Origin of the sequence: Sinorhizobium prairiense, assembly GCF_029201645.2 — a bacterium.
GTDB classification, from domain to species: Bacteria; Pseudomonadota; Alphaproteobacteria; order Rhizobiales; family Rhizobiaceae; genus Sinorhizobium; species Sinorhizobium meliloti_A.
On record NZ_CP104131.1, the window covers coordinates 907002 to 918601 of the forward strand.

Below are 11600 nucleotides of genomic sequence, written 5' to 3' on the forward strand. Positions count from 1 at the left end.
GTGCCTTGTAAGAAACACAATGATGACCTACATAGCTCGGTATCGATATTGATCGACGATATTTGTTTCTGCGCCAAGGCGCATCGTCACGAAAATCCTGACAACATCGGTTTTGATACACCGTTTTTATGCGGTGGCGGTTTTCCATGGCTATTGAAAGGACATCGACGTGGCTTCTGGAACGGTAAAGTGGTTCAACAGCACCAAGGGCTTCGGTTTCATCCAGCCAGATGACGGCGCCGCTGACGTGTTCGTCCATATTTCGGCGGTTGAACGCGCCGGCCTGTCCACGCTGAAAGACGGGCAGAAGGTAAGCTTCGAGCTGACGCAGGATCGGCGCTCGGGCAAGACCTCGGCGGACAACCTTCGCGCTCTCTGAACGGATTGCGCGTTTGTGCCCTAACACGGCACTTCATGACATTGTTATCTCCCCGCCCGTGACCACGGATGTACTGGCGCGGCGGGTTGAGATGATGAGGAAGGTCGGGCCTGTCCCGGCCTTTTTTATTGGCTGAAATTTGATGGAGGATCTCGCATGAAGGACGTCGGCAATCGTATTTTCAAGGCCGAGAAGAAGAACCCTGCGGATCGCGCGGATCAGGCCACAATTGCGTCACGCGCCATTATCGAGCAGGAGGCTGCAGCGCGTGTGAAGAAGACGGCACGCCTCAAACAGATGCGGCTGGAGAAAGAGGCCGAGGAGGCGGCAAATCCAGTTGCCGCCCCCGCCAAGAAGGGCAAGGCGCAGAAGCGAAAGTAGGCGGACCTTACGGCATATTTCCCAAATTCGGCGTTTGCCCTCCAACAGGGCGGCGGCAAGGGATGGCAAATACTACTCGCGCATCCCGCGCGGCCGAGACTCCTACCTTTGTGCGGCAACGAGCAGCATCATCGGCCGGTCGACCTCTTCCGCGAGCTCCGGCTTGCGGGCGATCTCATCGGCGGTCGGGCTCCACTCCTGAACGCGGCGGATCGAAAAACCGGCTGAAATCAGGGTGTTCAATGTGGTGCCGAGCGTGCGGTGATACTTGACGACGCCCTTGGCAAGCCAGTCGGTGACACGCTTTCCTTCGGCCGAGTAGCGATCGAGCGGCCAGATGCGGCGGCCCTCGGCGTCCGTGGACCAGCCAGGGTTCGTCGGAGCCATGTAGACCGGATGTTCGATGGTGAAGACGAAATGCGATCCGGGCAGGAGACTCCTATGGATCGTTCGCACCAGCCGGTCGAAGTCTTCGATATAATGGAAGGCGAGCGAGCTATAGGCGAAGTCGAAGCTCGCCTCGGGCAAAACCAGATGCTCGAGGTCGGCGATTTTATACTCGACCGAAGGATCCTCCGTTTCTTGCCGCGCGCGTGCGATCATTTTTTCGGAGAGGTCGAGGCCAAGGACATGGGCTGCGCCGTTCTCCCGCGCCCAGCGGGCGAACCAGCCGAAGCCGCAGCCGAGATCCAGGACGCGCAAGTCCCTGAGGTCGGGCAGCATTGCGCGGATTGCCGGCCATTCGGCAGCGCCGGCGAGTCCATGCAGGGATCGACCGAGTTGACTGTAGCCGGTGAAGAATTCGGGTTTGTCGTAAACGTTCTGTGCCATTTTCCATCTCCATGATGACGATGGACGGACGCCTGAATTAGAAGAAAGCCCCGTCCGCTTTGAGCGAGGCTGAGGGGTTGCGCGTGCCTGCGCGTATAATAGACGCGCGGCGCTGTTGTCAGCGTGTGCGAAGCCCCTGCATCCCGCCTGTTGGGATGCCGGCGAACCGGGCGACAATGTGGGTGTCATGTTCACACATAGCGTGGCTATCCCATGGAAAAGGTTCAGGGGTCAAGGCGGTGCAGCATCCCCGGCTTTCGGTTTGTCACCGTGACAAGATTTGGGTGGCGGTTGCATTTGGGTCAGCTAGCTTGACCCACCAGGGTCGCCGCCCGCGAGATTACGCGACGCGAATCCCAGGTTTGTAGCGGCGTTTTCGGCAGACCCGCGGCTTTGGAGGAACTCATGCAACTGGATACGCTTCTGGCGCTGTTCCTGTTTGCCTTAACGACATCGATCACGCCCGGACCGAACAACATGATGCTGTTCGCCTCGGGCGTGAACTTCGGTTTCGTGCGCACGATTCCGCATATGCTGGGGATCGGCATCGGCTTCTTCGTTCTTCTCATTGCCGTGGGGCTCGGTCTCGGCGCGCTGCTTCATTCCGTGCCGCTCCTCTATACGGCCCTGAAGTTCGCCGGAGGCGCCTATCTCGTCTGGATCGCCTGGAAGATCGGCACGTCTCGCTCGCTCGGCGAAGGAAAGGCGAATGCAGTGCCGATGACCTTCCTGCAGGCGGCTGCTTTCCAATGGGTCAATCCGAAGGCCTGGGTAATGGCGGTTTCGGCCATGGCCACCTATACGAGCAGCGACAGCTATCTCATGAGCGTGCTCGTCGTCGGCGTCGTCTTCGCGCTCGTCAATGTGCCGAGCGTTTCGACCTGGGCGGGTTTCGGCTCGGCCCTCAGGCAGTGGCTCTCGGAACCTGCGCGGCTCAAATGGTTCAACATCACCATGGCCGTCTTGCTCGTCGTCAGTCTTTGGCCGATGCTCAGATAGTCCGCCGACAGCGACGTTTTTAGGGTCACGCATCAAGATCAGTAGCCTTCGGTAGAGGAGCCAGGAATGTCCGAGCATCATCATGGGCATGGCGACGATCACGGCCATCACCACGACAACCATCTGACCGACATGGAAGCCCGGGTAAAGGCACTGGAGACGGTGCTGACGGAAAAGGGTTTGATCGATCCTGCGGCGATCGACGCGATCGTCGAGGCGTACGAGACGAAGGTGGGACCGCGAAATGGCGCACGAGTCGTCGCCAAGGCCTGGAGCGACGTCGATTTTGCCGATTGGCTGAAACGCGACGCGACCGCGGCGATCGCCAGCCTCGGTTTCACCGGGCGCCAGGGCGAGCACATGCGTGCGGTGTTCAACACGCCCGAAACGCACAACCTCATCGTCTGTACGCTGTGCTCCTGCTATCCCTGGGCAGTGCTGGGGCTGCCGCCCGTCTGGTACAAGGCGCCGCCCTATCGTTCGCGCGCGGTTATCGATCCTCGCGGCGTGCTTGCCGAGTTCGGGCTCGAGCTGTCGGCTGAAAAGAAGGTTCGCGTCTGGGATTCGACGGCCGAACTGCGCTACCTCGTGGTGCCGGAGCGGCCGGAAGGTACCGATGGCTTCGGCGAGGACGCCCTGGCAGAGCTCGTGACGCGCGATTCCATGATCGGCACCGGGCTCGCCCTTTCGCCGGAGGGGGTACGATGAACGGGCCGCACGATCTCGGAGGTCAGCATGGCATGGGTCCGATCGCTCCGGAACGCAACGAGCCCACATTCCATGCAGAGTGGGAAAAACGGGCGCTCGGCATCACGCTTTCCTGTGGCGCTTTCGGTGCCTGGACGCTGGACGAAAGCCGGCACGCGCGCGAAAGCCTGCCCCCGGCGACCTATCTTTCCGCGAGCTATTATGAAATCTGGACGCGGGCGCTGGAAACGCTTCTGAAGCGCCACGGCTTCGTGACGGAAGCCGAGCTCGACGCCGGCCACATGCTCGACAAGGGGCGGGAGCCGAAACGGGTGCTCACAGCGGATATGGTAGCAGGCGTGCTCGCCAAGGGCGGGCCATGCGACCGGCCGGTCGAAACGCCGCCGCGTTTTGCCGCCGGCGAGAGAGTGCGTACGAAGAACTTCAATCCGGAGAGCCACACGCGCCTGCCGCGCTACGCCCGCGCCAGGACAGGCATGGTGGAGGCCGTGCAGGGTGGCTTCGTCTTCCCGGACGACAACGCCCACGGCAGGGGCGAGAACCCGCAATGGCTCTATACGGTGGTCTTCGACGCCGGCGAGATCTGGGGTGAGGGCGCGGACCCGACGCTTACCGTCTCTATCGATGCCTGGGAGAGCTATCTTGAACACGCATAGATCGACGCCTGCTCCTGCCCGTTCCCCGCTTCTGGCTTCGGCGGAACTGCCAAAATCGCGCGAGGGCGATCCCGTCTTTGCCGAACCCTGGCAGGCGGTCGCCTTTGCCATGACCGTGCGGCTTCACGAGCAGGGTGTATTTTCGTGGAGCGAATGGGCGGAAGCGCTTTCGGCCGAGCTCTACAAGCCCGGCCGCAGGGCGGACGGCAGCGACTACTACGATTGCTGGGTTGCGGCGCTGAGCCGTCTGGTAACGGAACTCTCCCTCGCTTCCGGCCGTGAACTGGAAGCGCTGGTCGGCAGTTGGCAGCGCGCAGCGGAAGCGACGCCGCACGGAACGCCGATCGCGCTCGCGAATGATCCTCTGCGTTGAGGGATTGTCCGACGGCGGTTCAGGAGCTCTCCGAAGCCTCGAACTGGCGATAACATTCGTCGGCAACCTTCTGCAGCAGGGCGCGCGGCACTTCGCCCGTCACGGCGTAGCCGATTTCGCCGTCTATCCAGTAGAAGGTCTCGACTTCACCCCGGCTGGATATACGGAAACTCGTTTCGCGATTTTCCGGGTTGCGGCCGAGAAGGACCGTTAGCCGTTCCCCCGTCACGTCTTCATACATCAGCATTGCGCCTGCCGTATCGTTGACCGGCACGAGGCGCCCGCCGACGAGCGAGAATCCCAGCGAGGACAGGTCGGGAATTTTCAGCCCATAATCGAGGCGTTTGCCGAGCCATGTGGCGAGATGCTCCCGCTCGCCGGCACCGACCTCCACTGGGTGGCGGACTTCGCTGGCATAGATCAGAAATGCCGATTGTGCCTGCCGGGGGAGCGCCTCGGAGGCATCGGCGGACTCGCGCGGCGGAGCCACGAGGTCAGGTCCATAGGCTCCGGCGAGCGCGCCCGCGGCAAAGATCAGAAGCCCGGCGGCGAGACGTCGCAGCGTCGGCACCGCCGATGCCCATCCGGTACTCCGTGATTTTCGGCGGGCGGATATAAGCGAGCGATCTTCCTCGCCGCTGCGGGCATAAGAGGCGAAATGCTGCTTCAGCGCCGTCGCCTGCGCCTGCCACTGACGGACCTCTTCGGCCTTTGCCGGCTGCTTTTCCAGCCAGGCTTCGATGCGCTCGCGCTCCGGTTGCGCCAGGTGGCCATCCACATAGGCGTGGAGATCGTCATCGGAGACGGTTTCGAAGTCGGCGCTCATTTGGGTCTCCGCAGGGCGATCACGTTATCGTCCTTCATCGCTTCGGCGAGTTGGCGGCGGGCTCGCGAAAGGCGGGACATCACGGTCCCGACCGGAATTTCCATCATGTCTGCCACATCCTGATAGCGATATCCCTCGATGACGACGAGCATCAGAACGGCGCGATTGTCCGCGGAGAGCCGCTCGAGTGCGCGCAGCAGACGCTGCCGCTCCAGAGGATCCGCATTGTTTTCCTCCGCGCGAAGGCCGAGCGTCTCGTCAAGCTCCACTTCCGGGTGCTGAGCGCGGCGGCGTCGCCCGTTGCGATAAAGATTGGTCATGATCGTGAAGACCCAGGCGCGAAGGTTCACGCCTCGCCATTGCGCGCGTCTCGTAAGCACTTTTTCGACGCAGTCCTGCAGCAGATCTTCGCCATCCGTATCGGAACGCGCGAGGCTGCGCGAGTAACGCCTGAGCGCCGGAATCAGCGCCAGGACGTCCTCCTCGAACGGGTCGGCGGAGGAGATTTCCTCCCCGCGCGTTTATTCAAGCCATCACGGCCGTGCGGCATCCCATACGCCCTTCACGCCGTCGCCGGTGACGTCACCCATTTTCTTGTCCTTCACCCAGAAATAAAGGGGCATGCCGTCCTTCGCCCATTGTTTGCTGCCGTCCTTTCGCTCCACGACCGAAAAGGCACCCTCGGCCGTTGCGTCGCCTTCCACCATGAAGGGCGGCCAATTCGTGGCGCAGGCATCATAGCAGGCAGAGACGCCCTTTTTGTCGTTTTTGAAAGTGTAGAGCGTCATGCCGTTTTCGGCGGCGAGCACCGGCCCTTTCTCCGACTCGACCGTTTTCACGGGCGGAGCGGCAAAGGCGGCGGCGGCCGTGGCAAGTGAGATGGCGATGGTCAACGCAAGCGTTCTCATGGGCGTTCCTTCCTCAGATGTCTTCGACGTAGAACCGCGCTCGGGCGGGTTCGAGGATAAGACACGGAACGCTACGGATTTATTCCCTGCGCAAGTAACGATTGTGGCGCTGGGTTTATGCCCGGTCGGCGACGAAGCGGGCGAGGGCGGGGCCGATCAGCGTGATGATGAGCAGACGGGTCGTCTGCAAGGCCATGACGAATGGCAGGTCGACGTCACTCGAGGCAGCGATGACGGCGATCGAATCGAGCCCGCCGGGACTGGTCGCGAGATAGGCGGTCAGCGGATCGGTCCCGGCGACCTTGACGAGCAACAGAGCGAGAAAGCCGGAAAAGGCAATCAGCACGAGGATGGAGACGATCGTCGGCATCAGAGCGCGCCGCGCATGCACCAGAATTGCCCGCGTGAAGCCGAGGCCGATATTCCATCCGAGCATCGCGAAAGAGAGCGCCAGCAGCCATTGCGGCAGTTCGATCGTAAGCGTTCCGGTAATGTTGAGGGCCGAGCCGATTGCAAAGGGCACGAGGAAGGCGCCGGCCGGGACACGCAGTATCTTGCCAAGGAAGCCGCCCGCGATTCCGACGGCGAGCGCCATGATGAAAGGCAGACCGGCAAGCGGGGCGAACCAGTGAGGTGCCGTTTCGGCTTCGACGCCGCTCACCCAGAGATGAGACACGATGGTCGCCGTGCTGGCGACGAAGACGACGCGCAGATATTGCATGAAGGCGACGAGCCGGGCGTCCGCGCCATAGGCATCGGCCATCAGTAGCATGGTCGAGGCAGCGCCCGCCGACGAGCCCCAGATCGCGGTCGTGCCCGGCAGGATGCCCATCCGGGTGATCGTCCAGCCGCAGAGCGTGCTGACGCCGATCACCGAAAGAATGATGGCGAGAAAGAGGAGCCAATTGCCGGAAAAGGTCACGAGAAGATCGGGACTCATCGAAGCGGCGATCATCATCGCCAGCACGACCTGAACGCAAAAGAAGAGTTGTCGCGGCAGCCGGATCGTTCCGCCATTCATGCCGACGAGCGCACCGGCGATCATCGGCCCCATCAGCAGCCCCGCAGGAATTCCGATCATTTCGAGGAGGCCGGCGAAGACGGCGGAGAGCAGGGCCAGCAGACACCACTGCCAAACGGCGGACAGACGTCCCAGTCCGCCGTTCCTGGGCAGCGTCGGGGTTGAGGGCTGTTCCGGCTTCAAGGTCATTCTCCGGCGGGCGGCGCGACTTCCTGCACACTGTATGCAGCGCACCGTTGGTAGCAGGATCGGCCGCCCCAATTCAAGGTGCGGTGCAAAAAAGTGCCACAGCCGTTTTGCCGGAAGTCGGCCACAAAGTCGTGGATTGCTGACGTGATGGCCTCCCGCAGCAGCACCGCACGAGCTTCGTTGGCTGGCCGGCCAAATCCGCACTTGCGCCGGGCGGCCGAATCCTGACACTCAAGGTCATGCAGTTCGCTCCGCAACAGGATGAGGCCCTGAAGGCCGTTTCGCAATGGTTGAAGGGAGGCCGATCGCAGCTCTTCCGGCTGTTCGGCTATGCCGGCACCGGCAAGACGACGCTCGCCCGCCATTTTGCAGAAAATGTCGATGGCGAGGTGGTGTTCGCCGCGTTCACCGGCAAGGCTGCCCAGGTGCTGCGCTCCAAGGGGGCCACGAACGCCAAGACGATCCACTCGCTGATCTACCGACCGCGCGGCGAGGAGGAAGTGGAGGACGAGGAGACCGGCAAGACCTCGATTGCGCCGATGTTCGCGATCAACCGCCAGAGCCCGGTCGCGAAAGCGGCGCTGATCATCGTCGACGAATGCTCGATGGTGGACGAGGCGCTCGGCAAGGATCTGATGAGTTTCGGCACGCCGATCCTCGTTCTCGGCGATCCCGGACAATTGCCGCCGGTTTCCGGCGGCGGCTACTTCACCAATCACGAACCGGATTTTCTCCTGACGGATATCCATCGCCAGGCGAGGGACAACCCTATCATCCAGCTCGCCATGCAGGTGCGCGAGGGCAAGGAGATCATGCACGGCGACTACGGCACCGCCCAGGTCATCTCCAAGGGGCAGGTGACACAGCCTATGGTGCTGGAAGCCGATCAGGTATTGGTCGGGACCAACAGGACACGGCGGCGCTACAACCAGCGGCTTCGCGAACTGAAGGGCTTTACCAGCGAATATCCGCAGTCCGGCGACAAGCTCGTGTGCCTTCGCAACGATCCGGCCAAGGGGCTGCTCAACGGTTCGCTCTGGCAGGTGATGAGTTCGTCAAAGGAGACGGTCAAGCCGGGGATCAACCTGATGATCCGCCCGGAAGACGACGACATGGATCGCGGCGCCGCCAAGATCAAGCTCCTGAAGGCGGCTTTCGAGGACGTCGAGGGCGAAATCCCCTGGTCCACGCGCAAGCGTTACGACGAGTTCGATTACGGCTACGCGCTGACCGTGCACAAGGCCCAGGGCTCGCAATGGAACAACGTCGTGCTTTTCGATGAGAGCTGGGCTTTCCGCGATACGCGCGAACGCTGGCTCTACACGGCGATCACACGCGCCGCCGAGCGGTTGACGATAGTGCGGTAGGACTCTGGCCCATCAACCCTTCTGAATCGCGAGATGGGCTCCCAGTCCGATAAGGGTTGCGCCGCCGATGCGTTGAAAAAGGTGTTGCGCTCGGCCCGAACGCTTCAATCTCGATACGACGGCGCTTGCAAGTACGACGCAGAGGACGTCCGCTGACGAGAATACCAGGTTTACGACCGTTCCGAGGATGAGGAACTGAGCCCATACCGGAAGCGCGGCGGAGGCATCTACGAACTGCGGCAGAAACGCAATGAAAAATAATGCGGTCTTTGGGTTCAAAACTTCCACGACCACGCTCTCGGCAAATGCGCGACGGCCCGATTTCGGATCCGCCTCAGGTAGAGGAGCATGTTCCTGAGCTTTCCGGCAGAAGAGAGAAATGCCGAGCCAAATCAGATAGGCGGCGCCGGTCAATTTGACCGCCAGATAAAGTGTAGGTACGGCATGGAAAAGAATAGACAGCCCGCCGGCGGCGGCAGCTACGTGCACATAGCCGCCGATGTGAATGCCGAGAGTGGCCATCAGCCCGGACCATCGACCGCGCGCCATAGTCTGGGCCGCGGCATAGAGCATAGCCGGCCCTGGAATAAAAGCGAATAAGGCGGTGGTGATGAAGAAGGTAATTAGCGATCCGGCCGATGGCATGTTTGCTCCTCTTGCGGCTGCCGACAGTCCGACTACTATAGCGCAAGTGAATCCGCGTCTACAATGAAGAGCTGCAGGGAGGGGGTTGCTGGCGTTGACCGCTCGTGCCAGCTAGTAAGTCGGTGCTATCTGTAATTGCGGCAGCGGCCTCGGGGCGGTCTTCGTCAAGTCAGGCCCTTCATCGCTCCATTTCTGTCCCTCGTTGATAAGCTCCTGAAGAAGCTGCGCCGCCAATTCACGCTCCGCCTTGCTTCCAAACCGATAGGAGGGTGGCGTCGACGCGGGATCGCGAGCGAATGCATAGGCGGTTTCGTAATCCGGAATCCTCGGTTGATAGGCGTCGCTCGCGGCAATATCGATTGTATAGCGCTGGAGTGCCGAGGCGAGATTGCGCCAGCGGATCCAGTAATGGTTCTCGAAGGAGAACCGGGCGAATGCCTCGCCGGCGGCCGTGCCTTTTTTCGAGACGGTCGCGAGGACCTCTTTCGACATGGCGAGGTTCAGGCCACCTTCCTGCGGGCTCAACGAGACATGGACGATGCGTTCGCGATGCCCGGGCGCGCGCGACTGGAGGAGATCGCGCCAGTTCTGCATGGTCGCGACGATCGCGAAGACGAAGGCGCAGAGTTCGTGAACTGCCGACTTGTGTGCAATCGGCTGATAGTGCCGCTGCCATCCTTGCCGGTTGTTCTCCGGCAGAAAGACCTCCGGCCGCGAGCCGGTATCGGAGGTTCCCGGATAAACGAGATTGATGGCGAAGGTGGGCCATCGCGGCAGCGCCCGGTCGAAGAGGTGGATCGGGAAGTTGCTGCTGATGCCGCCGTCGGAGAACCAGCAGATCCGGAACGCGGCGGGCCTGGCCCTGCGCTTCTTGCCGCCGGTGGTCAGCGCTTCCGTGCTGTCCAATACGGTCTTCTGTTCGTCCTCGTCCGAAGTCGTATCTTCAGCTTCGTTTTCTCCGTCGGATTCCGGCGGGCTTTCGCGGCGGGCCGGCTCATGCAGCGGCACGGCGCTGATCAGGAGGGGGAAGCTGAGGCTCATGCGCGTTGCGACGAGCACCGGCATGTCGGCGCCATGCGGTAGCAGATAGTAATCCTCACCCGCCACGGTGACCGGCTCCCCGGCCTTCTCTACCATCCAGTCGACGACGATCTTCGGAAAAAGCGCTTCGAATTCCGTGCGCCTGAACCAGAAAAGCGCGCTTTCGAACGGCAGGCTGCGCGGTTCCTGGTGCGATATGCCGGTCGTGATCATCTTCAGGGTGACGGCCCGGTCGGAGCCCGGTTCGCCGGGGTAGCGCTCCGCCGTCCAAAGATCGCCGAAGGTGAGGGGCTGGTCCGAAGCCTTGCCGGACAGTGCCTGCAGGGTTTCATGGAGCCAATCGGTCAAGATCATCTTTCCTGGGCGGGCGGGCTGATCCGGTGCCGTGCCGGTACAGAGGCCCATCAGATTGCGGCGCAGGACACGAGCGATGCGCAATACCGAGAACACCGCCCCTCCCAGATAGGCGCAGACCGCAGCCGGTAGAGCCGCCGCCATCATGCCGGTTTGCCCCCCGACAGCATAGGCAAGACCCGTGAGGGCCGCGAGCAGGAGCAGCGTTTCGACGGGTGCGATGAGCACGACGCTTCCAAGAAGCGCAAGGCCTTTGCGAAGAACGCCGGCGTTGCCGGCGAGTGTGACGAGCAAACGGAATGCCTGACCTGCGCCGGCCGCAGGCTGGAGGAGGCCGTTGATGAAGCCGGGAGAGGCGAGGTTCGACGATGCCTTCGCAAGGCCTTCGAAACCGACGTGCTCCTCTGGTTGAGCGATCGCCGCCTTCATCTGCTTCCGCCGGTCTCCGACTGCGGCCGCCGCACAAGCCGCAGCTGCGATCGCCCCGGCCGACGTGCCGCCGATATTCTTGAACCGGTAGTCCCGCGCAAGCGCCAGAGCGGCATTCGGGTAGACGATACCGCTGGTGATGCCGCCCTTCATGACGAGATCGCAGTATTTCGCGGGAGTGCGTGCCATCGATCGTCTCCTGATGCAGATGTGACGAAAAACCATCCTCCAGGCGCCGGGTGCCTGCGCCGCCTCTCTTGCAAGGTTGCGCTCAAACCGTGCGGCAATCCAGTAGCGCCTGCGGTTACGGCGTGGTCCTTGCAGCACAAGAAGGCGCGTCTTAACGCTCATCGAAGGGGAAAGGTTGCCCGGCTGCGCGTTTTGCAACTGCCCGCCGATTGACATTGCCCTGACGGGCAATCAGCCTTCCCCGAGTCGGTCCCGACACCGCGTGCAGTCAGGGGTGATATTTTCCGCACTCAGGTCGGGATCA

Annotated in this window: 13 protein-coding genes and 1 pseudogene; 7 read left to right on the forward strand and 7 right to left on the reverse strand. The window is 62.1% G+C overall.

What is annotated here, in order from left to right; all coding sequences use genetic code 11:
- Positions 1-169 precede the first annotated feature (169 nt).
- Positions 170-379 carry a cold-shock protein gene (locus tag N0Q91_RS06955; RefSeq protein ID WP_003533862.1) on the forward strand — a complete coding sequence of 70 codons (210 nt, stop codon included), beginning with the start codon at positions 170-172 and terminating at the stop codon, positions 377-379.
- 156 nt (positions 380-535) lie between these two features.
- Complete coding sequence (locus tag N0Q91_RS06960; RefSeq protein WP_003533858.1) at positions 536-760, forward strand: hypothetical protein; 225 nt, start codon at positions 536-538, stop codon at positions 758-760.
- A 102-nt stretch (positions 761-862) separates the two neighbouring features.
- On the opposite strand, the gene N0Q91_RS06965 is transcribed toward N0Q91_RS06960, so the two are convergent.
- On the reverse strand, positions 863-1591 hold the full coding sequence (locus tag N0Q91_RS06965) for a class I SAM-dependent methyltransferase (protein WP_275597687.1): 729 nt from the start codon (positions 1589-1591) through the stop codon (positions 863-865).
- A gap of 405 nt (positions 1592-1996) precedes the next feature.
- On the opposite strand from N0Q91_RS06965, the gene N0Q91_RS06970 reads away from it, so the two are divergent.
- From N0Q91_RS06970 to N0Q91_RS06985, 4 genes are all read left to right on the forward strand, one after another.
- Positions 1997-2590 carry a LysE family translocator gene (locus N0Q91_RS06970; RefSeq protein WP_018095390.1) on the forward strand — a complete coding sequence of 198 codons (594 nt, stop codon included), beginning with the start codon at positions 1997-1999 and terminating at the stop codon, positions 2588-2590.
- 66 nt (positions 2591-2656) lie between these two features.
- Positions 2657-3298, forward strand: coding sequence for a nitrile hydratase subunit alpha (gene nthA, locus N0Q91_RS06975; RefSeq protein WP_127712018.1), 642 nt, complete (start codon positions 2657-2659; stop codon positions 3296-3298).
- On the forward strand, positions 3295-3954 hold the full coding sequence (gene nthB, locus N0Q91_RS06980; protein ID WP_100671645.1) for a nitrile hydratase subunit beta: 660 nt from the start codon (positions 3295-3297) through the stop codon (positions 3952-3954). Before nthA ends, nthB begins: the two co-directional genes overlap by 4 nt.
- Positions 3941-4327 carry a nitrile hydratase accessory protein gene (locus N0Q91_RS06985; RefSeq protein WP_275597688.1) on the forward strand — a complete coding sequence of 129 codons (387 nt, stop codon included), beginning with the start codon at positions 3941-3943 and terminating at the stop codon, positions 4325-4327. Before nthB ends, N0Q91_RS06985 begins: the two co-directional genes overlap by 14 nt.
- A gap of 19 nt (positions 4328-4346) precedes the next feature.
- Here the strand turns inward: N0Q91_RS06985 and N0Q91_RS06990 are convergent, their stop codons facing one another.
- The 4 genes and pseudogenes from N0Q91_RS06990 to N0Q91_RS07005 all read right to left on the reverse strand — a co-directional run bounded on the left by N0Q91_RS06990 (position 4347) and on the right by N0Q91_RS07005 (position 7265).
- Positions 4347-5153, reverse strand: coding sequence for an anti-sigma factor family protein (locus N0Q91_RS06990; protein WP_275597689.1), 807 nt, complete (start codon positions 5151-5153; stop codon positions 4347-4349).
- A pseudogene (locus N0Q91_RS06995) lies at positions 5150-5703 on the reverse strand (RNA polymerase sigma factor). Before N0Q91_RS06995 ends, N0Q91_RS06990 begins: the two are co-directional and overlap by 4 nt.
- Complete coding sequence (locus tag N0Q91_RS07000) at positions 5687-6061, reverse strand: COG4315 family predicted lipoprotein (RefSeq protein ID WP_100671642.1); 375 nt, start codon at positions 6059-6061, stop codon at positions 5687-5689. The pseudogene N0Q91_RS06995 and the gene N0Q91_RS07000 overlap by 17 nt, the downstream one beginning before the upstream one ends.
- A gap of 115 nt (positions 6062-6176) precedes the next feature.
- Positions 6177-7265 carry an AbrB family protein gene (locus N0Q91_RS07005; protein WP_275597690.1) on the reverse strand — a complete coding sequence of 363 codons (1089 nt, stop codon included), beginning with the start codon at positions 7263-7265 and terminating at the stop codon, positions 6177-6179.
- A 245-nt stretch (positions 7266-7510) separates the two neighbouring features.
- Between N0Q91_RS07005 and N0Q91_RS07010 the strand changes: the two genes are divergently transcribed.
- Entirely contained in the window at positions 7511-8638 is a 1128-nt protein-coding gene (locus N0Q91_RS07010; protein ID WP_018095382.1) for an ATP-dependent DNA helicase, read from the forward strand.
- Positions 8639-8650: 12 nt separating this feature from the next.
- On the opposite strand, the gene N0Q91_RS07015 is transcribed toward N0Q91_RS07010, so the two are convergent.
- Together N0Q91_RS07015 and suhR are read right to left on the reverse strand one after the other, a co-directional pair.
- A complete protein-coding gene (locus N0Q91_RS07015; RefSeq protein ID WP_018095381.1) occupies positions 8651-9283 on the reverse strand; it encodes a LysE family translocator in 633 nt (210 codons plus the stop codon).
- A 111-nt stretch (positions 9284-9394) separates the two neighbouring features.
- On the reverse strand, positions 9395-11296 hold the full coding sequence (suhR, locus tag N0Q91_RS07020) for an RpoH suppressor SuhR (protein WP_275597691.1): 1902 nt from the start codon (positions 11294-11296) through the stop codon (positions 9395-9397).
- Between the last annotated feature and the right edge of the window lie 304 nt (positions 11297-11600).

Excerpts from the sequence above, each read along its gene's own strand:
- N0Q91_RS06960 (WP_003533858.1), top strand. The coding sequence starts at position 536 with ATGAAGGACGTCGGCAATCGTATTTTCAAGGCCGAGAAGAAGAACCCT.
- N0Q91_RS06965 (WP_275597687.1), bottom strand. The coding sequence starts at position 1,591 with ATGGCACAGAACGTTTACGACAAACCCGAATTCTTCACCGGCTACAGT.
- N0Q91_RS06970 (WP_018095390.1), top strand. The coding sequence starts at position 1,997 with ATGCAACTGGATACGCTTCTGGCGCTGTTCCTGTTTGCCTTAACGACA.
- nthA (WP_127712018.1), top strand. The coding sequence starts at position 2,657 with ATGTCCGAGCATCATCATGGGCATGGCGACGATCACGGCCATCACCAC.
- nthB (WP_100671645.1), top strand. The coding sequence starts at position 3,295 with ATGAACGGGCCGCACGATCTCGGAGGTCAGCATGGCATGGGTCCGATC.
- N0Q91_RS06990 (WP_275597689.1), bottom strand. The coding sequence starts at position 5,153 with ATGAGCGCCGACTTCGAAACCGTCTCCGATGACGATCTCCACGCCTAT.
- N0Q91_RS07000 (WP_100671642.1), bottom strand. The coding sequence starts at position 6,061 with ATGAGAACGCTTGCGTTGACCATCGCCATCTCACTTGCCACGGCCGCC.
- N0Q91_RS07010 (WP_018095382.1), top strand. The coding sequence starts at position 7,511 with ATGCAGTTCGCTCCGCAACAGGATGAGGCCCTGAAGGCCGTTTCGCAA.
- N0Q91_RS07015 (WP_018095381.1), bottom strand. The coding sequence starts at position 9,283 with ATGCCATCGGCCGGATCGCTAATTACCTTCTTCATCACCACCGCCTTA.
- suhR (WP_275597691.1), bottom strand. The coding sequence starts at position 11,296 with ATGGCACGCACTCCCGCGAAATACTGCGATCTCGTCATGAAGGGCGGC.